This is a genomic window from Actinoallomurus liliacearum (genome assembly GCF_039542035.1).
GTDB lineage: Bacteria > Actinomycetota > Actinomycetes > Streptosporangiales > Streptosporangiaceae > Actinoallomurus > Actinoallomurus liliacearum.
Genome location: NZ_BAABHJ010000001.1, coordinates 344,671 through 365,500, shown reverse-complemented (window position 1 = coordinate 365,500; position 20,830 = coordinate 344,671). Strand labels below are relative to the sequence as shown.

Annotated in this window: 16 protein-coding genes, 1 tRNA gene and 1 pseudogene; 9 read left to right on the top strand and 9 right to left on the bottom strand. The window is 71.6% G+C overall.

All coding sequences use genetic code 11. The features are described from left to right. Together ABD978_RS01730 and nrfD are read left to right on the top strand one after the other, a co-directional pair. Positions 1-837 (top strand): 4Fe-4S dicluster domain-containing protein, encoded by an 837-nt coding sequence (locus ABD978_RS01730; protein ID WP_345347045.1) that lies wholly within the window; start codon positions 1-3, stop codon positions 835-837. After that, positions 837-1,862 carry an NrfD/PsrC family molybdoenzyme membrane anchor subunit gene (nrfD, locus tag ABD978_RS01725; RefSeq protein WP_345347042.1) on the top strand — a complete coding sequence of 342 codons (1,026 nt, stop codon included), beginning with the start codon at positions 837-839 and terminating at the stop codon, positions 1,860-1,862. Before ABD978_RS01730 ends, nrfD begins: the two co-directional genes overlap by 1 nt. Positions 1,863-1,893: 31 nt before the next feature. Here the strand turns inward: nrfD and ABD978_RS01720 are convergent, their stop codons facing one another. The 3 genes from ABD978_RS01720 to selD all read right to left on the bottom strand — a co-directional run bounded on the left by ABD978_RS01720 (position 1,894) and on the right by selD (position 4,533). Further along, a complete protein-coding gene (locus ABD978_RS01720; protein WP_345347039.1) occupies positions 1,894-2,664 on the bottom strand; it encodes an LppU/SCO3897 family protein in 771 nt (256 codons plus the stop codon). Positions 2,665-2,814: 150 nt separating this feature from the next. Continuing rightward, on the bottom strand, positions 2,815-3,456 hold the full coding sequence (locus ABD978_RS01715) for a trimeric intracellular cation channel family protein (protein WP_345347036.1): 642 nt from the start codon (positions 3,454-3,456) through the stop codon (positions 2,815-2,817). Between the two features lie 69 nt (positions 3,457-3,525). After that, positions 3,526-4,533, bottom strand: coding sequence for a selenide, water dikinase SelD (gene selD / locus ABD978_RS01710; protein ID WP_345347033.1), 1,008 nt, complete (start codon positions 4,531-4,533; stop codon positions 3,526-3,528). 213 nt (positions 4,534-4,746) lie between these two features. Between selD and ABD978_RS01705 the strand changes: the two genes are divergently transcribed. From ABD978_RS01705 to ABD978_RS01695, 3 genes are all read left to right on the top strand, one after another. Then, on the top strand, positions 4,747-5,013 hold the full coding sequence (locus ABD978_RS01705; RefSeq protein ID WP_345347030.1) for a DUF6412 domain-containing protein: 267 nt from the start codon (positions 4,747-4,749) through the stop codon (positions 5,011-5,013). A 131-nt stretch (positions 5,014-5,144) separates the two neighbouring features. Continuing rightward, entirely contained in the window at positions 5,145-5,849 is a 705-nt protein-coding gene (locus tag ABD978_RS01700; RefSeq protein WP_345347027.1) for a YidC/Oxa1 family membrane protein insertase, read from the top strand. Positions 5,850-5,863: 14 nt separating this feature from the next. Then, positions 5,864-5,959 (top strand) — tRNA-Sec (locus ABD978_RS01695). A gap of 6 nt (positions 5,960-5,965) precedes the next feature. Here the strand turns inward: ABD978_RS01695 and ABD978_RS01690 are convergent. Further along, complete coding sequence (locus ABD978_RS01690; RefSeq protein ID WP_345347024.1) at positions 5,966-6,793, bottom strand: helix-turn-helix transcriptional regulator; 828 nt, start codon at positions 6,791-6,793, stop codon at positions 5,966-5,968. Between the two features lie 103 nt (positions 6,794-6,896). On the opposite strand from ABD978_RS01690, the gene ABD978_RS01685 reads away from it, so the two are divergent. Then, positions 6,897-8,276, top strand: a complete 1,380-nt coding sequence (locus ABD978_RS01685; RefSeq protein ID WP_345347020.1) for a DHA2 family efflux MFS transporter permease subunit — start codon at positions 6,897-6,899, stop codon at positions 8,274-8,276. 63 nt (positions 8,277-8,339) lie between these two features. On the opposite strand, the gene ABD978_RS01680 is transcribed toward ABD978_RS01685, so the two are convergent. Continuing rightward, a complete protein-coding gene (locus ABD978_RS01680; RefSeq protein ID WP_345347017.1) occupies positions 8,340-8,876 on the bottom strand; it encodes a hypothetical protein in 537 nt (178 codons plus the stop codon). Between the two features lie 423 nt (positions 8,877-9,299). Between ABD978_RS01680 and ABD978_RS01675 the strand changes: the two genes are divergently transcribed. From ABD978_RS01675 to ABD978_RS01665, 3 genes and pseudogenes are all read left to right on the top strand, one after another. Next, on the top strand, positions 9,300-13,910 hold the full coding sequence (locus ABD978_RS01675; RefSeq protein WP_345347014.1) for a HAMP domain-containing protein: 4,611 nt from the start codon (positions 9,300-9,302) through the stop codon (positions 13,908-13,910). Positions 13,911-13,956: 46 nt separating this feature from the next. Next, positions 13,957-16,449: a SpoIIE family protein phosphatase gene (locus ABD978_RS01670; protein WP_345347011.1), complete on the top strand. Its 2,493-nt coding sequence runs from the start codon at positions 13,957-13,959 to the stop codon at positions 16,447-16,449. A gap of 96 nt (positions 16,450-16,545) precedes the next feature. Next, a pseudogene (locus ABD978_RS01665) lies at positions 16,546-17,043 on the top strand (alpha/beta hydrolase domain-containing protein); the annotation flags it as partial. 15 nt (positions 17,044-17,058) lie between these two features. Here ABD978_RS01665 and ABD978_RS01660 read toward each other — a convergent pair. From ABD978_RS01660 to ABD978_RS01645, 4 genes are all read right to left on the bottom strand, one after another. After that, on the bottom strand, positions 17,059-18,297 hold the full coding sequence (locus ABD978_RS01660) for a hypothetical protein (protein ID WP_345347008.1): 1,239 nt from the start codon (positions 18,295-18,297) through the stop codon (positions 17,059-17,061). A gap of 1 nt (position 18,298) precedes the next feature. After that, positions 18,299-19,126, bottom strand: a complete 828-nt coding sequence (locus ABD978_RS01655; RefSeq protein WP_345347005.1) for an alpha/beta fold hydrolase — start codon at positions 19,124-19,126, stop codon at positions 18,299-18,301. Positions 19,127-19,244: 118 nt separating this feature from the next. Beyond that, positions 19,245-19,445, bottom strand: coding sequence for a hypothetical protein (locus ABD978_RS01650; protein ID WP_345347002.1), 201 nt, complete (start codon positions 19,443-19,445; stop codon positions 19,245-19,247). Between the two features lie 210 nt (positions 19,446-19,655). Next, positions 19,656-20,474 (bottom strand): acetate uptake transporter family protein, encoded by an 819-nt coding sequence (locus ABD978_RS01645; RefSeq protein ID WP_345346999.1) that lies wholly within the window; start codon positions 20,472-20,474, stop codon positions 19,656-19,658. Positions 20,475-20,830 lie beyond the last annotated feature (356 nt).

The window sequence follows — 20,830 nt, the reverse complement described above, 5'->3', positions numbered from 1 at the left end:
ATGAGCAACAGCCTGTACGGCCCCCTCCCGGACGTCGCGGAGGACGCCGGCTACACCGACGCGCCCGAACGCCGGGGGTTCTTCACCGACACCTCGGTGTGCATCGGCTGCAAGGCCTGCGAGGTCGCCTGCAAGGAGTGGAACGCCGTCCCCGACGACGGGTTCGCGCTGACCGGCATGTCGTACGACAACACCGGCGCGCTGGGCGCCAGCACCTGGCGGCACGTCGCGTTCGTCGAGCAGACCCGGCCGCATCAGGTCGGCGAGGGCGCCGACACCCGCTGGCTGATGGCCTCCGACGTGTGCAAGCACTGCACGCACGCCGCCTGTCTCGACGTCTGCCCCACCGGTGCGCTCATCCGCACCGAGTTCGCCACCGTCATCGTCCAGTCGGACGTCTGCAACGGCTGCGCGTACTGCGTGTCCGCCTGCCCCTACGGCGTCATCGACCGTCGCGAGGACGACGGGCGCGCGTGGAAGTGCACGCTCTGCTACGACCGGATCGGCGACGGCCTCGAACCCGCCTGCGCCAAGGCCTGCCCGACCGACTCCATCCAGTACGGCCCGCTCGACGAACTGCGCGAACGCGCCAAGGCCCGGCTGGACACGCTTCATGAGGAGGGGGTGACGGAGGCGCGCCTGTACGGCGAGGACGACGGCGACGGCGTCGGCGGGGCCGGCGCGTTCTTCCTGCTGCTCGACGAGCCGGAGGTGTACGGCCTGCCACCGGACCCGGTCGTCACCACCCGCGACCTGCCGGCCATGTGGAGATGGGCCGGCGGCGCCGCCCTGGCCCTGGCCGGGGGAGTGGCCCTGTCCTTCCTCGGGAGGCGCTGATGCGGCCGGACCGGCATGAAGAAGGGCACGCCGGGGAGCGCGGCGAGGCGCGTGAGCGGCGCGGCGGGCGTCGGGAGCGGCGCGGCGGAGGGGGCTCGGGGGGACGCGAGGAGCGGATGGTCCCGCGCGCGGAATTCCGCTCCTACTACGGCCGCCCGATCCTGAAGAAGCCGCGGTGGAAGGCCCCCCACATGCCCGGCTACCTCTACCTGGGCGGGCTCTCGGGCGCCTCCTCGACGATGGCGGCGCTGGCCGACGCCACCGGACGGCACCGGCTGGCACTGACCGGCAAGATCACGGCGGCGGCCGCGGCTACCGCGGGCGCCGGACTGCTCGTCGCCGAACTGGGCCGCCCGGAGCGGTTCCTCAACATGCTCCGCGTGTTCAAGCCGACCTCGCCGATGAGCGTCGGCTCGTGGATCCTCGCCGGGCAGGGCGGCTTCACGGCGGCGGCCGCCGCCTCCGCCGTCACCGGGATCGCCCCGGGGCCGGGCCGGGTGGCCGGCGCGGCGGCCGCGGTCACCGGTCCCCTCGTCGCGACCTACACGGGCGTCCTGCTGGCCGACACGGCCGTGCCCGCCTGGCATGAGGCCTACCGGCACCTGCCGCTGCTGTTCGCGGGCAGCTCACTGGCGAGCGGTGGAGCGGTCGGCATGATCGCCACGCCACGCGCCGAGGCCGGCCCCGCCCGCCGGATGGCGTTGCTCGGCGCCGGTCTCGAGCTGGCCGTGGCCGGCGCCCTCGAGCGCGGCGTCGGCCTGCGCGAGAGCCCGGAACTCGTTTCCGAGCCCTACCGGACCGGACGGCCGGGCGCGCTCCTGCGCGCCGGGCGTGCGCTGACCGTCGCCGGGGCGGTCGGAACCGTCGCGGCGGGCCGGAGCCGGGCGGCCGGCGTCATCGCCGGCCTGGTGCTCACCGGTGGCGCGCTGTGCACCCGCTTCGCGGTCCTGTACGCCGGGCACACCTCGGCGGAGGACCCGAAGTACACGGTCGTACCGCAGCGCGAACGCCGAACCGTGGCCTGAGCGGCCACCGGTCCGGCGCGCAGCCCCTCGCTCAGAGCTTCTTCATGCAGAGCACGAAGCTCAGGATGGTGATGGTGTTCTTCCGGCGGTACGCCGCCGTGTAGCCGGGCACGCTCTTGCACTTGTCCCAGTCGGACGTGCCGGTGATCCGCTTGAGCACCTTGTAGGTCCCCGAGTGGCACGTCGTCTCCTCCAGGTGCGGGGTCGACTGAGTGCCGGCGTTGCGCACGCAGTCGCCCGGCTGCACCGTCGCCGCCGCGTCCAGGGTCGGGGAGGGCGAGGGGCTGTCGCTCGGGCTCGGCTCGACCGTCGGATAACCCCCCGTGGGCACGCCGGTCGGCAGGCTGTACGACGGGGTGGGCAGCGAGATCGGCTTCTTCGGGTCGTCGCCGCTGCTCAGCGCCCACGCGATCGCGCCGCCACCTCCGAGCACGACCAGCGCCGCCACGATCGCCACCACGATGAGCGGACCGTTGTTCTTGCGCGGCGGCCCCGGCGGTGGGCCCCATCCGCCCGGACCCGGCGGCTCCGACGGGCCGAAGCCGCCGCCTCCGCCTCCGCCCCACGGGGTGTTGGGCGGTGGCTGCTGGCCGCCGCCGTACGGGTCACTGGGGTAGTAGGGCTGCTGCCCGCCCTGGCCCGGGTAGGACTGCTGGCCCCCGCCGCCCTGGCCGGGATAGGGCTGCTGCTGCCCCGGGTAGCCTCCCTGCCCCGGATACGGCTGCTGGGGAGGGTAGCCGCCCTGACCCTGCGGTTGGTTCGAGTACGGCCCCTGGCCGTAGCCCTCAGGTGATTCGTGCACGGACGACCGCCCCTCGTTGCATTACCCCACAAAGTTGTACTAGCCAACTAGTCTGCGGGCCGGTGTGCAAACCGGCCTTAACCTAAGACGTTAGGTTTCGGGTTCCGGATCCCGCCGATCCGTGCCTGACCGAAGCCGGACAGTACCGGATCATGTGCGATCCTCGAGCCCCCGGGCGCGCGGCATCCGCCAGCGCAGCCGGAGCGCCACCAGGCGGACGCCGAACGCCAGGGCGGCTGTGACGAGGGTCACAAGATATCCGCGCGCTCCGAGCAGGTACGCGCCCGTGGCGGTCCCCGCGCCGATGAGGGCGGGGACGATGTACAGCTGCCGGTCGTGGAGGACGTTCGGCACCTCCCGGGCCAGCACGTCGCGCAGGATGCCGCCGCCGATCGCCGTCATCACGCCCAGCGCCGCCGCGGCGGGCGCCCCCAGCCCGTACGTCAGCGCCTTCATCGCGCCGGCCACGCTGAACAGTCCCAGCCCGGCGGCGTCGAGCACCAGCACCGTACGGCGGATGCGCTCCAGGTGCGGATGCCAGGTCGCGGTCAGCGCCGTCGCCACGAGCGGCACCATCGTGTAGCCGACGTCCCGGAACGCCGCCGGCGGCACGGCCCCGATGACGAGGTCGCGCAGCACGCCGCCGCCCAGGGCGGTGATCTCCGCGAGCACCGCCATCCCGACGACGTCGAAGCGCTTCCGAACGGCGACGAGCGCGCCGGTGACCGCGAAGACGAAGATCCCGGCGAGGTCGACGACGTACTCGACCTCGGTGCCGTGGACGGAGCTCACAGCTGGATCATGCCGTGTCCGCCGTCGCGCCGGGCGCGAGGGGTGGCGGCACCGTGGCGTACGGGCGTGTCACCGGACGATCAGGGCGGCGGCCTCACGGGGGATGAGTTCCCCCACCACCGGCGCGCCGGGCAGTTCGCCGGCGACGAGCAGGCCCCCGGACGTCTGGGCGTCCGCCAGGAGCAGGCGGTCCTCCTCCGGCACGCGGCCGAGATCCGCGTGCGGCGTCACCCAGGCCAGGTTGCGGCGGGTGCCCCCCGAGACGTAACCCTCGCGCACGGCGTCGCGCGCGCCGTCGAGATAGGGGACGGCCGCGGCGTCCACCACCGCGGTGACGCCGCTCGCCCGCGCCATCTTGTAGAGGTGGCCCAGCAGCCCGAACCCGGTGACGTCGGTCGCGCAGCGGTGACCGCGCTCCAGCGCGGCCCGGGACGCCTCGGCGTTCAGCGTCGTCATCGCCGCGACGGCGTGCGGGAACACCTCACCCGTCGCCTTGTGCCGCGTGTTCAGCACCCCGACACCGAGCGGTTTGGTCAGGGAGAGCGGCACCCCGGGCCGCCCGGCGTCCAGCCGCAGCAGCCGCGCCGGATCCGCCAGGCCGGTGACCGCCATGCCGTACTTCGGCTCTGGATCGTCCACGCTGTGCCCGCCCGCGACATGGCAACCGGCCGCGCGCGCGACGTCGAGACCGCCGCGCAGCACCTCGCGCGCCAGCTCCATCGGCAACGTGTCCCGGGGCCAGCCCAGGAGGTTCACCGCGACGACCGGCGCGCCGCCGACGGCGTAGACGTCCGACAGCGCGTTCGTCGCGGCGATCCGTCCCCAGTCGTACGGGTCGTCGACGACGGGGGTGAAGAAGTCGGCGGTGGCCACCACCGCCCGGTCACCCTCGATCCGCACCACCGCGGCGTCGTCACCGTCGTCCAGCCCGATCAGCAGGTCGTCCGGGCGGTCGGCGTCGATCAGCCCGGCGACGACCTCCTCCAGCTCCCCGGGCGGGATCTTGCAGGCGCATCCGCCGCCGTGCGCGAACTGCGTCAGGCGATAGGTCGTCCCGAGTGCGTCACCACTGCCCATGACGTGAACCTATCGCGGACGCCGGCCCGGCCCCCCGGTTCGGCCGGGCGCGGCGAGCAGCGCAGATTCGGCGCGGTGCAGCCGATCCGTGCCGGATCGTTGCCAGGGGCTTCCCCCGCGCCGGCGCACCACGATTCCGGCCGGGTTCCCGGACGGCGGACCGGCGATGTCCGCCGGCGGGAACCCGGCGCGCGGCCGGCGCGTCTGTAGGGCATGGTCCGGGTACTCGCCGCCGCCGTCGCGGCGATGATCGCGTGGTGGGATCTCACCGACGCGCTCACCCCGTCCGTCGTCTTCGCCGCGGCGGCGGCCCTCGCGGTCGCCGGACTCATCGTCCTGGTCGCCGGCCGAGCCCCGGTGGCCGTCGCCGCGGGCCCGCGGGTCCGCGCAGCCGCCCTTCGCGACCGCGCGGGCCGGTCCGCCCTCGTACGCCTCCGCGACCCCGACGCCCCCGGCCGTCCTCGAGTGCGCGCCCCCTAGAGCGGGAGTTCGCCGTACCGCCCCTCCCCGCGCCGCGTCCGCCGTCCTCCTGACCGCGCGCCTGCCGGGGACGGGCGGCGTACGGCCGTTCGCCGTTCCCACTCGATCACCTGCCGAAGGGTCCTTCTCCCATGCTCGCCGTCCTCGACGGTCCCGTCCGCGTGGCGTACGACCTCGTCACCGGGCTCACGTCCGCCCTCCACCCGCTCGCCGGCGGCCTCAGCGCCGCCCTCGCGATCGTCGTCTTCACCGCCGGAATCCGCCTCGCCCTCCTTCCGCTCAGCCGCCGCCAGGCGGCCGCGGGGCGGGCCCGCCAACGGCTGGCCCCGCAGGTCGAGGCGCTGCGCCGGCGGCACCGCGACGACCCCGTCCGCGCCCACCAGGAGGTGACCGCGCTGTACCGGGCCGAGGGCACCTCGATGTTCGCCGGCATCGGCCCGGCGCTGCTGCAGATGCCCGTCTTCACCGTCGTCTACCGGCTGTTCCTGTCCCCGGCCGTCGGCGGTCACGCGAACCTGCTGCTGGCGAACACCCTCTTCGGGGTGCCGCTGGGGAGCCGATGGCTGCTGTCGCCCGGTGCCTTCGGCCCGCACGGCCTGGTCTTCCTCGCCCTGTTCATCCTGCTGGCCGTGGTGGCCTGGTGGACGTCACGCCGGATGTACGCCGGTCAGCCGGCCCCGGCCGGACCGCTCGCCAGGGCGATGCGGCTGCTGCCGTTCGGCACCGTCGCGGTCGCCGCGTACGTCCCGCTGGCGGCCGGTCTGTACCTGCTGACGTCGACCGCGTGGAGCACCGCCGAACGCGCCATCCTGTGGCGCGGCGTCACCGCGGGGTGAGTAGGCTCTGCGGCGGAGGCGGGAGGGTGCCTGGTGGCCCTCGTGGTCTTCAAAACCATTGGACGGCGCTCGGCGTCGTCGGCGGGTTCGATTCCCGTGCGCCTCCGCCACCAAATCTAATTTCCCTTTGACCAGAGCCGGACCAGCGCGGCGTGCGAGTCGGAGTCGGGGTCGGCGCTGTAGGCGACCAGCCGCTGCCCTGCGGCGCCCGGGGCGGCCAGTACCGCGTAGTCCAGCGTCAGGCGGCCGACTCGTGGGTGGCGTAGTTCCTTACGTCCGTCGTCCTTCTGACGCAGTTCCCGGGCCGTCCACAGCCGGCGGAAATCGGGACTGACCTCGTGAAGTTCGGTGACGAGCTCGGTGAGTTCGGCGTCGTCGGGGCGATGCCCGCTCGATGCGCGCAGGTGGGCCACCGAGTCCGCGGCGATGTGCGGCCAGTCCACGAACAGCCTCTTGGCCTCCGGGTCGGTGAACACGTACCGGACGTTGTTGGGACGACGCGGACCGTCGACCAGGTGCCCGAACAGCGCGCCCGCGGTGTCGTTCCATGCCAGCACGTCGCTGTTCCTGTTGATCACATAGGCGGCGGTGGGCGGCCGGAGCAGTTCGAGCATCCGGCGGCTTCCTTCCGTGAGCTCCTCCGGCTCCGGTGCCGGGCAGCTCTCACCGGCCAGCGCGAACAGGTGCTCGCGCTCCGGCTGGGACAGCCGCAACGCCCCGGCCAGCGCGCCCAGCACACTCGCCGACGGATGCATCGCGCGGCCCTGCTCCAACCGGACGTAGTAGCCGTCACTCACACCGGCCAGCCGGGCGATCTCCTCCCGGCGCAGTCCGGGCGTACGCCGAGCACCCGTGACCGGCAGGCCCACCTCGTCCGGCGTCAGCAGTGTCCGCCGCGCCCGCAGGAACGCGCCGAGCTCCCGTGCTCTGAGTCGACTGACCAACCCCACCGCTCCTCGTCCTCTCCGGCGTCGCCGGTCAGGGTAGCCCTGTCAGGTACACCCTCGCCGATTGCCCGGCAGGCACGTTGATCAGCAGTCTGGAGCGGTGAACATCGCACTGACCGCTGATCCCCCCGTCGCCGCTGCTTCGCCGAGGGCACGGTGGACTCTGTTCGCCGCCTCGTTCGGGTTCTTGATGGTCAGCCTGGACGCGACGATCGTGAATGTCGCGCTGCCGACGCTGAGCCGCGAACTGGGTGCCGGGCTGACCCAGTTGCAGTGGGTCGTGGACGGTTACACGCTGATGTTCGCCGCGTTCCAGCTGATCGGCGGGTCCCTGAGCGATCGGCTGGGCGCGCGCCGCGCGTTCGTCATCGGCCTCGGCCTGTTCGTGCTCTCCTCATTGGCCTGCGGCCTGGCCACGTCGCCGAGCATGCTCATCGCGGCACGGTTCGTCCAGGGCATCGGCGCTGCCACGCAGCTACCGGCGTCCCTGGCCATGATCCGGTACGCCTACACGGACGCCACGGCACGGACCAGGGCGGTCGGGGTGTGGGCGGCGGCCGGCGGCGCGGCCGTGGCAGCGGGGCCCGTGCTCGGCGGGCTCCTCCTGGTCTGGCTGGGCTGGCGATCGTTGTTCCTGGTCAACCTGGTGATCGGAGCGATCGGCCTGCTGATGACCGCCAAAGCGGACGCCACCCCCTCCGTCGGCAGGCGCCGCCTGGACCCGGTCGGCCAGGTGGCCGTGATGCTGGCACTGTCCGGGCTCACCTTCGGACTGATCGAGGGCGGCACGTTGGGATGGGGTTCGGCGCCGGTGCTGGCGGCGCTGGTGTTGGGCGCGACCGCCGGCATCTTCTTCGTGTGGTGGGAAAGGCGGGTCCCCGAGCCGATGCTGCCGATGCGGCTGTTCGCGCACGCGAAGTTCGCCGCGGCCAGCGTGGCCGGCTTCGTCCAGAACTTCGCCTACTACGGCATCGTCTTCCTGCTGAGCCTGTTCCTCCAGAACCAACGGGGCGATTCGGCGCTGGCCACCGGCCTGATCTTCCTGCCGATGAGCATCGCCGCGATGACGTCCAACATGCTCGGCGGTCGCCTCACCGGACGGGTCGGCCCCAGGCTGCCCATGACGGTCGGTCAGCTCGTCTTCGCGCTCGGCCTGCTCGGGGTACTGGCCGCCGGGCCGGACGCCCCGTACTGGGTGCTCTCGCTGACCACGCTACCGGTCGGCGTCGGCGCCGGAGTCGTGGTCCCGGCCATGACCAGTGCCGTGCTGGAATCGGTCGAGCCGGAGTACGCCGGGGTGGCCTCAGCGCAGCTGAACACCGCCCGGCAGGTCGGCGGCGCGTTCGGTGTCGCGCTCTTCGGCACGCTCGTCGCCGGGTCGTTCATCCCGGGCCTGAGGCTGTCCCTGGTGATCGGGTCCGCCGCATTGGTCATCGGCTCCGCGACGGCGGCCCGCTGGGTCCGTGCCCGCCAGGGCTGAACCCGCGTCATCTCTCGGAGGTCTCCTCCGCCCTGAGCGGCCGGGTGACGGCGTGGGTTCGGTTCAGCGGGGAGTGCCGCCGATCTGAGGGGGATCTTGGCCTCGGACCTTGAAGATCTGAGGTCCGTATTCGTCCTTTATCTCCTCGAAGGTCTGGCGGAATTCCTTGAACCGTTCACGCAGCCGCTGGCCGGAGAGTTCATCCGCCTCGGTGGTGAAGTCGCGCAGTGCCTTCTGGAACCTGACCGCGGCCTGATGAGCGATCTGTGACTGCTCTCGGTCACGGCTGAGGCCCTGCACGTACTGCCCGACGGCCGCGAGGAAGCCCAGCGACGCCGGCACCCACGTCGGTGCCCGAACGGCCACCGCCAGTGTGACCGCGAGCGCCAGCACGCCCGAGGCCAGCGCCACGGCCTTGAACCTGACCGACCGGATCCTCGCTCCCCGGATCACCCAATCGGTGTGGTCTCCCGCCCAGACCACGTACTTCTCTTGAGAAGGAAGCAGGCCGTCGGGAGGCTCGTACCTCGGGAAGGCTCTCGGATCAGGCCTGTACTCCTCGGTCACCGACACTCTGAGCAGCACGACGACCCCGATCACGGCGAGCAGGATCCGGGAGACCGTCCGGCTCAGAGCCCTGCGACGACCCACGAGCATCTCCTTCCGGCGCGGCGATCGTAAGCAACTCGGCGACCACCGAGCCGGTGGTCGCCCGTTGTGATGTCCATCGCCCCGGATACCGGAAACGCAACCCGCTCCCGCCATACCGGTGCCCGTCGGCTGAAGCGCCGCACCCGCGCATGCGACGCCGCCGCCGGCCGTCACCCGGCCGCCGGAGTCGGCCGGCCGGGCATCGGCGAAGACGGCGGGGGCCGGGGTGGCCCCTGGGGAGGCGGCCGCGGCCTTGAGGTACGGTCGGTTCCAACTAGTTGTCATAGGGCAATTTATGGGATCGCGCAGGAAATCAAGAGTTTCTCCTCGTGATCGACATATGCCTGTCCGTTATGAAGCAAGGAAATGGTCATGGTGGATCCCGCAGGCAGGGCAGTGCGCAGTGAGCGTGGGCGGGCGCGGACCCCGGGCAAGGTCGGTGAGGCCGAGCTGCGGCAGCTGCTGGCGGGATTGACGGCCGTCCGTGACGGCGATTTCGGCACGCGCCTGCCCGAGGACGGCGACGGGCTGCTCCATGAGATCGCGACCGTCTTCAACGGGATGGTCGACCAGCTGTCCCTGTTCACCAACGAGGTCACCCGGGTCGCCCGTGAGGTCGGCACCGAGGGGCAGCTGGGCGGCCAGGCGGAGGTTCCCGGAGTGTCGGGCACCTGGAAGGACCTGACCGACTCGGTGAACGCGATGGCCGGGAACCTCACCACCCAGGTTCGGGACATCGCGCAGGTCGCCACCGCGGTCGCCAAGGGTGACCTGTCGCAGAAGATCGACGTCGATGCGCGCGGGGAGATCCTGGAGCTGAAGAACACCGTCAACACGATGGTGGATCAGCTTTCGTCGTTCGCCGACGAGGTGACGCGGGTGGCCCGTGAGGTCGGCAGCGAGGGGCGGCTGGGCGGGCAGGCCAACGTGAAGGGCGTGTCGGGGACCTGGCGGGACCTGACCGACTCGGTGAACTTCATGGCCGGCAACCTGACCGACCAGGTCCGGAACATCGCCCAGGTGACCACGGCGGTCGCGCAGGGCGACCTGACCAAGAAGATCGACGTCGACGCGCGGGGCGAGATCCTGGCGCTGAAGACCACGATCAACACGATGGTGGATCAGCTGTCCTCCTTCGCCGACGAGGTCACGCGGGTGGCCCGCGAGGTCGGCACCGATGGCCGCCTCGGCGGGCAGGCGCAGGTGAGCGGGGTGGCGGGCACCTGGCGGGACCTGACCGACTCGGTGAACTTCATGGCCGGCAACCTGACCGACCAGGTCCGCAACATCTCCCAGGTCGCCACGGCGGTCGCCAGCGGTGACCTCTCGCAGAAGATCACCGTGTCGGCGCGCGGGGAGATCCTGGAGCTGAAGAACACGATCAACACGATGGTGGACCAGCTGTCCTCGTTCGCCGACGAGGTGACGCGGGTGGCGCGTGAGGTCGGCACCGAGGGCCGGCTGGGCGGCCAGGCCGACGTCAAGGGCGTCTCGGGCACGTGGAAGGCGCTGACCGAGTCGGTGAACGTCATGGCCGACAACCTGACCGCCCAGGTCCGGTCGATCGCCCAGGTGACGACGGCGGTGGCCAAGGGCGACCTGTCGCAGAAGATCCGCGTCGACGCGCGCGGGGAGATCCTGGAGCTGAAGGACACCATCAACACGATGGTGGACCAGCTGTCGGCGTTCGCCGACGAGGTCACGCGGGTGGCCCGTGAGGTCGGGACCGAGGGCAACCTCGGCGGCCAGGCCACCGTGCGCGGGGTGTCGGGTACGTGGAAGGACCTGACCGACAACGTCAACGTCATGGCGTCCAATCTGACGGGACAGGTCCGGTCGATCGCGCAGGTGGCCACGGCGGTGGCGAAGGGCGACCTGTCGCAGAAGATCACCGTGGAGGCCAAGGGCGAGGTCGCCGCGCTCGCGCAGACGATCAACACGATGGTGGACAACCTCTCGGCGTTCGCCGACGAGGTCACCCGGGTGGCCCGTGAGGTCGGGACCGAGGGCCAGCTCGGCGGCCAGGCGCGCGTGCCGAACGTCGCCGGGACGTGGAAGGACCTCACCGACAACGTCAACTCGATGGCCAACAACCTGACCAACCAGGTCCGGAACATCGCCCAGGTGACCACGGCCGTGGCGCAGGGCGACCTGACCAAGAAGATCGACGTCGACGCGCGGGGCGAGATCCTGGCGCTGAAGACGACGATCAACACGATGGTGGACCAGTTGTCGGCGTTCGCCGCCGAGGTCACCCGGGTGGCCCGTGAGGTCGGCAGCGAGGGCCGCCTCGGCGGCCAGGCCGAGGTCGAGGGCGTGTCGGGCACCTGGAAGCGGCTCACCGAGAACGTCAACGAGCTGGCCGGCAACCTCACCCGGCAGGTCCGCGCGATCGCCGAGGTCACCAGCGCGGTGACGTCCGGCGACCTGACCCGATCCATCACGGTGGACGCGTCCGGTGAGGTCGCCGAGCTCAAGGACAACATCAACCTGATGGTGAAGTCCCTGCGCGAGACCACCCGGGCCAACCATGAGCAGGACTGGCTCAAGACGAACCTGGCGCGCATCTCCGAGCTGATGCAGGGGCACCGGGACCTGCCGGTGGTCGCCGAGCTGGTCATGGACGAGCTGGCCCCGCTGGTCGACGCCCAGTACGGCGCCTTCTACCTCGCGGAGGACAACGGCCGGCTCGAACTTCGGCTGGTCGGTTCGTACGGCTATCCCGAAGACGACGATCCGGCCGCCCCGGCGCGTCCGGCCCGGTTCCGGCCCGGGCGTTCCCTCGTGGGCCAGGCGGCGCGCAGCCGCCAGACCATCGCGGTCGACGAGGTCCCGCCCGGCTATCTCACCATCTCGTCGGGGCTGGGGGCGAGCAACCCGGCGAGCCTGATCGACCTGCCGATCGTGGCCGAGGACCAGGTTCTGGGCGTGATCGAGCTGGCGTCGCTGAAGCCGTTCAACCCGGTGCAGCGGGACTTCCTGGAGCAGCTGCGCGAGAACATCGGCGTCAACGTCAACACCATCATCGCCAACGCGCGTACCGACGAGCTGCTCGCCGAGTCCCAGCGGCTCGCCGGCGAGCTGCGGGCACGCTCGGAGGAACTCCAGGCCCGCCAGGAGGAGCTGCAGCGCTCCAACGACGAGCTGGAGGAGAAGGCGGAGCTGCTGGCCCAGCAGAACCGCGACATCGAGGCCAAGAACAGCGAGATCGAGCAGGCCCGCCAAGAGCTGGAGAACCGCGCTCAGCAGCTCGCCCTCGCCTCGAAGTACAAGAGCGAGTTCCTGGCGAACATGAGCCATGAGCTGCGCACCCCGCTCAACTCGCTGCTCATCCTCGCCCAGCTGCTGGCCCAGAACCCGACCCGCAACCTCACCCCGAAGCAGGTCGAGTACGCCGGCATCATCCACTCGGCGGGGTCGGACCTGCTGCAGCTCATCAACGACATCCTGGACCTGTCCAAGGTCGAGGCGGGCAAGATGGACATCAGTCCCGAACGAGTCCCGCTGCGCCATCTGGTGGACTACGTGGAGGCCACCTTCCGGCCGCTGACAGCGCAGAAGAACCTGACGTTCCGGATCACCACGGCGCCGGGCTCGCCCACCGACCTGCTGACCGACGACGCCCGGCTGCGGCAGGTGCTGCGCAACCTCCTGTCGAACGCGGTGAAGTTCACCGAGTCCGGGAGCGTCGAACTGCGCATCGAGCCCGTGGACGCGGCCGGGCTGCCGCCCGCCTTCCAGGTGCACGGCCCGGCCCTCGCCCTGCGCGTTGTCGACACCGGCATCGGCATCGCCGAACACCAGCTCGAATCCATCTTCGGGGCCTTCCAGCAGGCCGACGGCACCACCAGCCGCAAGTACGGCGGCACCGGTCTGGGCCTGTCGATCAGCCGGGAGATCGCCTACCTGCTCGGCGGGGTCATCACCGCCGACAGCACGCTCGGGCAGGGCAGCACCTTCACCTTGTACCTGCCGATCACCCGGCCCGACTTCGAGGCGGCGATCGGGGCCGCGCCGGCCGAGGACGATCGGCCGGCCGTCGCCGCCGGCGAGCCGGCGGACCCGGGCCCGGCGGCGGAGCGCTCCCCGGCGGCGGAGGCGGCGTCGCACCTGCCGCAGCGGGACGACTCGGGGCGGCGACGGCTGCTGGTCATCGAGGAGCGGCAGGGCGGGCTGCTGTCCCTCGTCGCCGAGAACGCCGCCGCCGACAGCCACCACATCGGTGATCCGCGCGGCCCGGTCGAGATCGTCACGGTCGTCGGGGCCGACGAGGCGGCGTCCGCCCTGGCCAGCGCACCCTGCCACTGCGTGGTCCTGCAGATGGACATGCCCGACGACGCGGCACTGCGCTTCCTGCAGGCCATGGACGGGGACTCGGCCCTGGAGGGACTGCCGGTCCTGGCGCACAGCGGCCGACGGCGGGACCCGGAACGCGAGCAGCGGTTCACCGAGCAGGTCGCCTCACGCGGCCTGGAGCTGCTGAGCAGCCTGGACGAACTGCGCGAACGCATCACCCTGCACCTGTCGGCCGAGCATCCCGGCGCCATGGTGACGCTCGTCAGCCACGAGGACACCGCCGCGCAGGCCCCGGCCGAGATCGACACCTCCCTCGCCGGGAGGCTCGCGCTCATCGTCGATGACGACCCCCGCAACGTCTACGCGCTGACCGGCATCCTGGAACTCCACGGGATGCGGGTGGTGCACGCCGAGAACGGCCGGGAGGGCATCGAGGCGCTCAGCGTCCATCCGGACGTCGACGTCGTGCTGATGGACGTCATGATGCCGGAGATGGACGGCTACACCGCGACCACCGCGATCCGGGCGATGCCGCAGCACGCCGACCTGCCCATCATCATGGTGACGGCCAAGGCCATGCCCGCGGACCAGGAGAGGAGCCTGGCGTCGGGCGCCAACGCCTACATCACCAAGCCGCTGGACGCCGCCGACCTGATCGCCTGTATCCATCGCTGGCTCGACGCCTGATCCGGCTCGCCCAGTCACGAACACCCGTCGGCAAGGAGAGATCTCAGTGGACAGCGCCCGGCGATCTGGCACGCCCGGTGATCCGACGCCGGTGGACGCGCCCGGCGGCGCCCCCACCGGGGACGGGGGAGCAGCCGGCGCAGCGCTGCCCGAACGCTCCCGCGCCGGCACGAACGGTACGGACCCGGTCGTCAACCGGCTCGCCGCCACCGTCGCACGGCTGCGCCGGCAGGTCGAACAGGCCCAGTTCGACGCCGACGGCCGCAGCGTCATCGAGTTGGCCAAGGGCGTGCTGGTCGAACGGCTGCACTGCGCACCGGCCGAGGCCGCCCGGCAGCTGGAGGACCTGGCCGCCGAGACGGACCTGCCGGTCCTGCACCTGGCCGCCGAGATCATCAACCAGGCCGCCCGTGACCAGGTCGCCGAGGTGACCAAGGCGTTCCTGACGCAGGCGTCCGGCGGCCGGTCGTACGACGATCCGGAGGAGAACAGCGGGACCACGGTCGCCACGCGGCTTCGTACGGCCGAGAGCGGTGTGCTCGCCGCGGCCGACACCCAGGCCGTCGCCGACTCCCTGCTGACACACGCGCTGCGACCGCTGGACGCCGTCTCCGTCGCCGTCTGGGCCGTCGCGCCGGACGGCTCCATGAGCCTCGCCGGAGCGGCCGGCTTCCGCGCCGACGAGGCCGCCCGCTGGCACTACGTGCCCCCCGGCGTCACCACGCCCGCCTACAAGGCCCTGCTCGAGCGGCAGCCGGTCTGGTTGCCCTCGTTCGCCGAGACCGGACTGCCGTCCGTCGGCCGTCACGACACCCCTGACGGCGGCCGGGTCGCCATCCCGACGGGTACGGGCGGGCGCCTCACCGGCGTGCTGGAGATCTGCTGGCCCGGCTCCCTACCGCCGCGGTCGCCGCAGATCGAGCGACAGCTGGAGGCCCTGGCACAGCTGTGCGCGCACACACTGGAGACCCGGCCCGCCGCCGGGCTGCCGGGCCCGGCACTGTCCGACTCCGCCTACCGGGACCTCACCGAGCTCATCGACCTCGTCGACGGTCTGTACGACCCGGCCCTGGTCCTCCGCCCGCAGATAGACGCCGACGGCCACCTGATCGACTTCCGGATCCATCACACCAATCCGCGGTTCGTCGACCCGGTGGGCCGTCCCCGCAGCAGCGTCACCGGGGCGCTCCTGCTCGAGGCCTACCCCCTCGCAGCCGGGCAGAGCGGCCTGTTCGACAAGGTCGAGCGCGTCTACGCGACCGGGGAGCCGTTCCGCGCCGACGACACTCTGCTGACCACCCTGGTGGACCAGGTGCCGCTGACGTCTCCGGCCGACATCAGCATCAGCCGGCACAGCGACAGCGTGCTGCTCATCTGGCGGGTGAAAGACCAGGCCGACCGCCTGGCCAGCCTTCTCCAGCACGCCCAGCGCCTCGGGCGGGTCGGGGGCTTCGAGGAGAACCTCGCGACCGGAGAGATCACCTGGAACGACCAGATGTTCACGTTGTTCGGCCTGCGGCCGACGGCGACTCCGATCCCGCTGACCCAGCTGCCGGCCCATGCCCACGCCGACGACGAGACCGGTATCGGCCGCTTCCTGCGCACCCTGCTGCACCAGCGGCGATCGGCGTCCACCGCGTTCCGCCTGAAACGGCCCGACGGCATCATCCGCCACCTGCGCGTCGTCGCCGAACCGGTCCTGGACGGCACCGGCCACGTGCTGCTCGTCCGTGGGGCGTACCAGGACATCTCGGCTCAGCACTGGACCGAGGTGGCTCTCGCCGCAACGCGCGATCAACTGGCGCACACCGAACAGCAGGCCGCCGAGAACAACCGGCTCACGCTGAAACTCCAGCGCGCGATCATGCCGCCGACCCGCGGCCCCCTCGACGCCGCCGGCCTGCGCGTGGCCGTACGCTACCGGCCCGCCGAGGACGACCACCTGGTCGGCGGTGACTGGTACGACGCGGTCGTGCTGCCGTCCGGACGGGTCCTGCTGTGCGTCGGAGACGTCGCCGGCCACGGGATCGAGGCCGCGACCGGCATGGTCGTGCTGCGCAACGCCCTGCGCGGCCTGGCCACCACCGGCGCCGGCCCCGGCCAGCTGCTGCGCTGGCTCAACCTGGTCGCCCACCACCTCACCGACTACGTCACCGGCACCGCCGTCTGCGGTCTGTACGACCCCGGCACCCGCACGCTGGAATGGGCGCGGGCGGGACACCTGCCCCCGGTGCTCGTCCGTGACGGGCGAGCGACCGCACTGCCCCTGATCGGCGGGATGCTCCTCGGCGGCCCGCCCGACAGCCAGTACGAGGAGGGCCGTCTCACCCTCGAAGCCGACGACGTTCTCCTGCTCTACACCGACGGCCTCGTCGAACGCCGGGACACCTCCATGGGCGACACCCTCGACCGGCTCCTCGTCACCGCCGGGCGGCCGGCTCCGAGCCTGGAGGACCGTCTCGACCACCTCCTCACCCACAGCGACGCCGACACCGACGACGACACCTGCCTCATCGGGATTCACCTCCCCCCTTCATGAGGCAGAGCCGATGACCGGTGATTTACCCGATTCGCGGCCGAGACGGGCGGCCGACACTGTGCTTCCCCGACCCCTGTTCCCGCAGCCCCGCAGCCCGATTGCGCCGCGGGGTCGGCCCCGTACGACGACGGGCCCGGCCACTACGCGATGAACGCCGCGCTGCGCCACCTGACCGACTGGGCGCAGGGCGGAGCCCCGCCGCCGAGCGGACCGGCGCTCGACGTCGACGTGCGCGACCCGAGCACCGGCCTGGCCATCGGCGGGATCCGGCTTCCCGACGTGACGGTGCCGACCCGTACGCTCACCGGGCTGCGGGACACCGGCGGCAGCGGCGTCTTCTGCGGCCTGTACGGCGCCAGGGACCCGTGGAACGACGACGCCGACCCATGGGACCGGCACGACGCCGGCGACCCGTCCGACCCCGCCGCTCCGCCCAACGCCGAACCGGTGCTCAGCCGGCTGTACCCGACGCACGCGGACTATTTGAGCAAGGTGCGGGCGGCCGCGCAGGCATCGGTGAACGCCGGCCATCTCCTGCCGGAGGACGCCACGACCATCGTGACCGCCGCGCGGAACTCCGGCATCGGCGGCTGACCTCCACGCCGTCCCTCACGCGGATGGGACGATCTTCGCGATCACCGAGGGGAGCGGGTCGCCGTCGAGTGCCTCCCGGAGCTCCCGTACCCCCTCGGCCCGCCGTGCCGGACCGAGGGAGAGGTGGTGCTCGATCCGTTGGTTGAACGTGTCCCGGAAGCGCCGGTAGAGCGCGTCGTCCTCGCGGATCCGGCAGGCGATCCGTACGAGGGCCGCGGTGCCGGCGAGGTCGTCATCGGGCACCGGGTGATCCGGCAGGACGTCGGCGAATCGGCCGGCGGTCCGGCCGAAGAGTGTCCCGCTCAGCCGACGGACGGTGAAGACGTGCGCGTAGTGCTGTTCGGGCAGCGCCAGCGGCAGCCGCCCGAGGGCCATCGCCTCGTGCAGCGCCGTCAGACCGGGCGCGAGCAGGTAGTCGGGGACCGCCGCCGCACGTCGCAGCAGGTCGCGCTGGCGCAGGAGACGGCAGTCGGCGCGCCGGCCCGCGACCGTGAACGTCCGCTCACGACCTGGGCCGTACGGTCCGCCGCACACCAGCACCCGCGCGAACCGCGGCCAGTCGCGCAGCAGGTCGGGAATCCACCGGTGCAACAGCCGCAGGTAGTCGTCGGCGGCGTCGAAGTCCAGCAGGAAGTTCTTGAATCCGCCGACGTTGACCAGCAGGTCGCATCCCGGATCGGCGTTCCGCGACGCGCCGCGCACGCCCTCCAGGTCGATGATCGGGCCGGTCAGGTGCATCTCCGGGCCGGTGCCGAGAGAGTCGATCTCGGCCGCGCGTTCGGGGACGCCGGGGAAGTTCTGCACGACGCTGTGCGCGGCGAGCAGATGCGCCGCGACGACGCGCTCGTGCGGGGACAGGTCGGCCAGATGCCGGTCCGCGGCCGCCACGGACGAGAGCGGCAGGCTCGCGCACCGGCGATGGATGGCGGCCAGGGGCCGCCGCAGCAGCCAGAAGCTGAACAGGCTGTCCACCATGACGGCGGGACGCCCCAGGACGGCGGCCCGTATCACCAGGTCGGCGTCCATCACCGAGATCACCAGGTCACCGGACTCGACCAGGCGGTCGATCGACGCGGAGTCGGCCTCCGGGAGCTCGTGCACCTCGTCGAAGGCGTCGGCGTTTCGACGCGCGAACGCGGCGGCCACATCGTCGCCGACGAACACGCGTTCGTGACCGGTCAGCAGCCGGGAGACCGCGACGAGCTCGGCCGCCGGGCCGAAGCCGCAGTCCTGCGCTCCCATGACGATCCGCATGTCATCGCTCCCGGACCGGCGGTGTGCCCGAGGCCTTGGACGTGAGCACCTCGGCGAGCCGATCGGCGAAACCGGCCGGATGCTTGACGTATCCCATGTGCCCGCCGGGAAAGAGCATCGGCCGGTGGCCGAGCCGTTCGGCGAGGGCCACCGCCGGGCGGTGCACGGTGTAGGCGCGCGAGTCTTCGCCGCCTGCCACCACGACCCGGTCCGCGAGGGGTGCCAGGGCGGTGAGGTCGGGCACGTGGCGGGTGAACGGCCGTATGACGTGGGCGAGGAAGAACGCGGTGTTGTCGTGTGCCTGGGGCAGCGTCGGCGCGGGGGTGCCGCCGAAGAAGGCGCTGAACCTCTCCAGCGCGGGTGCGACTCCTTCGCGGTGGAACGTTCCGTGGACGTCGTCGAAGAACGCGTGGTGTGCCGCGGCGTCCGGCAGCAGTGTCATCGCGGGTGGCTCGTGCACGACCACCGTCCGCACCCGGTCCGGTCGGCCGATCGCGAGTTCGAGGGCGACGAGCCCGCCCGAGCAACTGCCGAACACGTGCACCGGCTCCCCGCCGGCGGCCACGTGGTCGATCAGCCGGGCCGCGTCGTCGGCGTGGACGTCGACCCGCTGGTCGACCGGTGGCCCGTGCAGCGCGCTGCGGGAGTTGCCGCGCGGATCGTAGGCGACCACCCGGTGACCGTCGGCGAGAATCGCTGCCAGCCGCCCGAACACGGCCGCGTCCGAAGAGCCCGCGGCGATCAATAAGAGCAGTGGGCCGGTGCCGCGCACCTCGTAATGCAGGGTCGCGCCCGGCACCCTGAGCGTGCCGATCTCGAAGGCGTCCATGACGCTCCAGAGCAGGGAACAGGATCGCCATCATCGCACGAAGTCGCCGAGGCCTCACGGAAAGTGCGCGCGGGGCGAGGCGTGTGCTCCGGGGTCGTACGGAGGTGACGACGCGCGCTCAGACGGCGGTGTGGCCGGTGCAGACGTGCTCTGACCGGGCGTCGGCCTGGAGGAGCACCGTGTCGCATCCGGAGCAGGCCCACACGCCATCGGGGACGACCACACTCCAGGTCGCCGCGTCGTCACGCGCGCAGGCGATGCGGTACGCGCGGAGGGAACGGCGCGTCAGGGATCTATAGAACCTGGCCACACGAGACATGGGGGACTCCCGCTGGACAAACCGTGTCGAATCAGACGTGTTCGTCGAGCGTAGCGGACCATGAGACAGTCCCTGACCAGGGGTTTCCGCTATCGGGCGACCGGGCGGCCGTCACCGGTGAGGTCTCGCCTCTTCGTCCCCGTCCCGGCCGCGCCCCGGGGCGGCGCTGTCCGCGCTGCCCCAGGGGCGACGTCCGCGGTTCCGGAACGGTCACTGGCCGATCTTGACCCCCGGCTGACCGTACTTGTACTCCAGTGGCCGGGTCATCCTCCGGCCCGGGATGTTGGCCGCGGCGCTGTACTTGCCCAGCGGCATCATGGTCCGCCCGAAGCTACCCTCCATCATCATGGCGCCGGCTATGTACAGGGCGGCGGCGGCGGACGCCACGAAGAGCCAGCCCGCCACGATGACCGGCCACGACGCCCCGGAGACGAAGCCGGCGGCGGCGAACCCGGACGCCACGGCCAGCAGGACCAGCATCACCGTCAGTCCCATGTTCTCGGCCGTCGCGGCCATCGCGCAGAGTGCGGTGATCAAGCACAGCGCGATCAGCCAGAAGGCGAACGGCGTATTGGCGACCCCGATCCGCGGTGCCAGGATGATCGGGAAGGTCCCGGCGGCGACCAGCATGAACATGAAGCCGAACGCGAGCCAGAACGCGCCCCATATCCCGTGTACCGCGGTGGCCAGACCGTCTCGAGCGCGATAGGACCACATGCCCGCCAGGAACTGCGCGAGCCCGCCGGCGGTCAGCACGAAGGGGAACAGGATCACCGGGCTCAGCGCGTTCCCGTACCAGCGCGCCATCCACGCGCCGACCATCAGGGTCGCCGTCGCCAACCCGAAGAGCCCCAGGATCGACGGCGCCGCGATGGGCTGCAGGAACACCCGGCTTCTGTCCTGCCAGAAGGAGAATTCCTGCTGTTCGGTCTCCATCTCCCCGCCGGTGGGCGTCGCGCCGACCTCGTGCCCTCGAGCTCCGGCTCCCGTAGGTCTGTTGTAGGAGCCTTGGCCCCTTGACTCGGTCATGGCATCCTCCCCCCTAGCTCACGGATGCCCACCCTGTCCATACCGCGATTTTTTCCGCCAAAAACCTCTTATGGGTAGATATTGGCGTATTGACCCATGAGTATCGTAAGCCCCACAAAGGTCATTTAATTTCGTCGAACACCACCGGACACTTCCGGATATCCGGCGCCGCATTCGTCGATGCCATTGAACGATCTTTTCGGGATGGAGGGCATCGCGGGGCTCGCCCCGTTCCGCCGTGGGCCTCGGTCACGCCGGATACCCGCCCGCGGCCGATCGCCGCTACGGTCAGGGGCGGCGAGCACCGGGCGTCGACGTGGGCGCCCCCGGGATCCCAGGCGAAAGGACGTTCGGTC

Excerpts from the sequence above, each read along its gene's own strand:
- ABD978_RS01705 (WP_345347030.1), top strand. The coding sequence starts at position 4,747 with ATGGTCCGGGTACTCGCCGCCGCCGTCGCGGCGATGATCGCGTGGTGG.
- ABD978_RS01655 (WP_345347005.1), bottom strand. The coding sequence starts at position 19,126 with ATGGACGCCTTCGAGATCGGCACGCTCAGGGTGCCGGGCGCGACCCTG.
- ABD978_RS01675 (WP_345347014.1), top strand. The coding sequence starts at position 9,300 with ATGGTGGATCCCGCAGGCAGGGCAGTGCGCAGTGAGCGTGGGCGGGCG.
- ABD978_RS01650 (WP_345347002.1), bottom strand. The coding sequence starts at position 19,445 with ATGTCTCGTGTGGCCAGGTTCTATAGATCCCTGACGCGCCGTTCCCTC.
- ABD978_RS01700 (WP_345347027.1), top strand. The coding sequence starts at position 5,145 with ATGCTCGCCGTCCTCGACGGTCCCGTCCGCGTGGCGTACGACCTCGTC.
- ABD978_RS01730 (WP_345347045.1), top strand. The coding sequence starts at position 1 with ATGAGCAACAGCCTGTACGGCCCCCTCCCGGACGTCGCGGAGGACGCC.
- selD (WP_345347033.1), bottom strand. The coding sequence starts at position 4,533 with ATGGGCAGTGGTGACGCACTCGGGACGACCTATCGCCTGACGCAGTTC.
- ABD978_RS01660 (WP_345347008.1), bottom strand. The coding sequence starts at position 18,297 with ATGCGGATCGTCATGGGAGCGCAGGACTGCGGCTTCGGCCCGGCGGCC.
- nrfD (WP_345347042.1), top strand. The coding sequence starts at position 837 with ATGCGGCCGGACCGGCATGAAGAAGGGCACGCCGGGGAGCGCGGCGAG.
- ABD978_RS01645 (WP_345346999.1), bottom strand. The coding sequence starts at position 20,474 with ATGACCGAGTCAAGGGGCCAAGGCTCCTACAACAGACCTACGGGAGCC.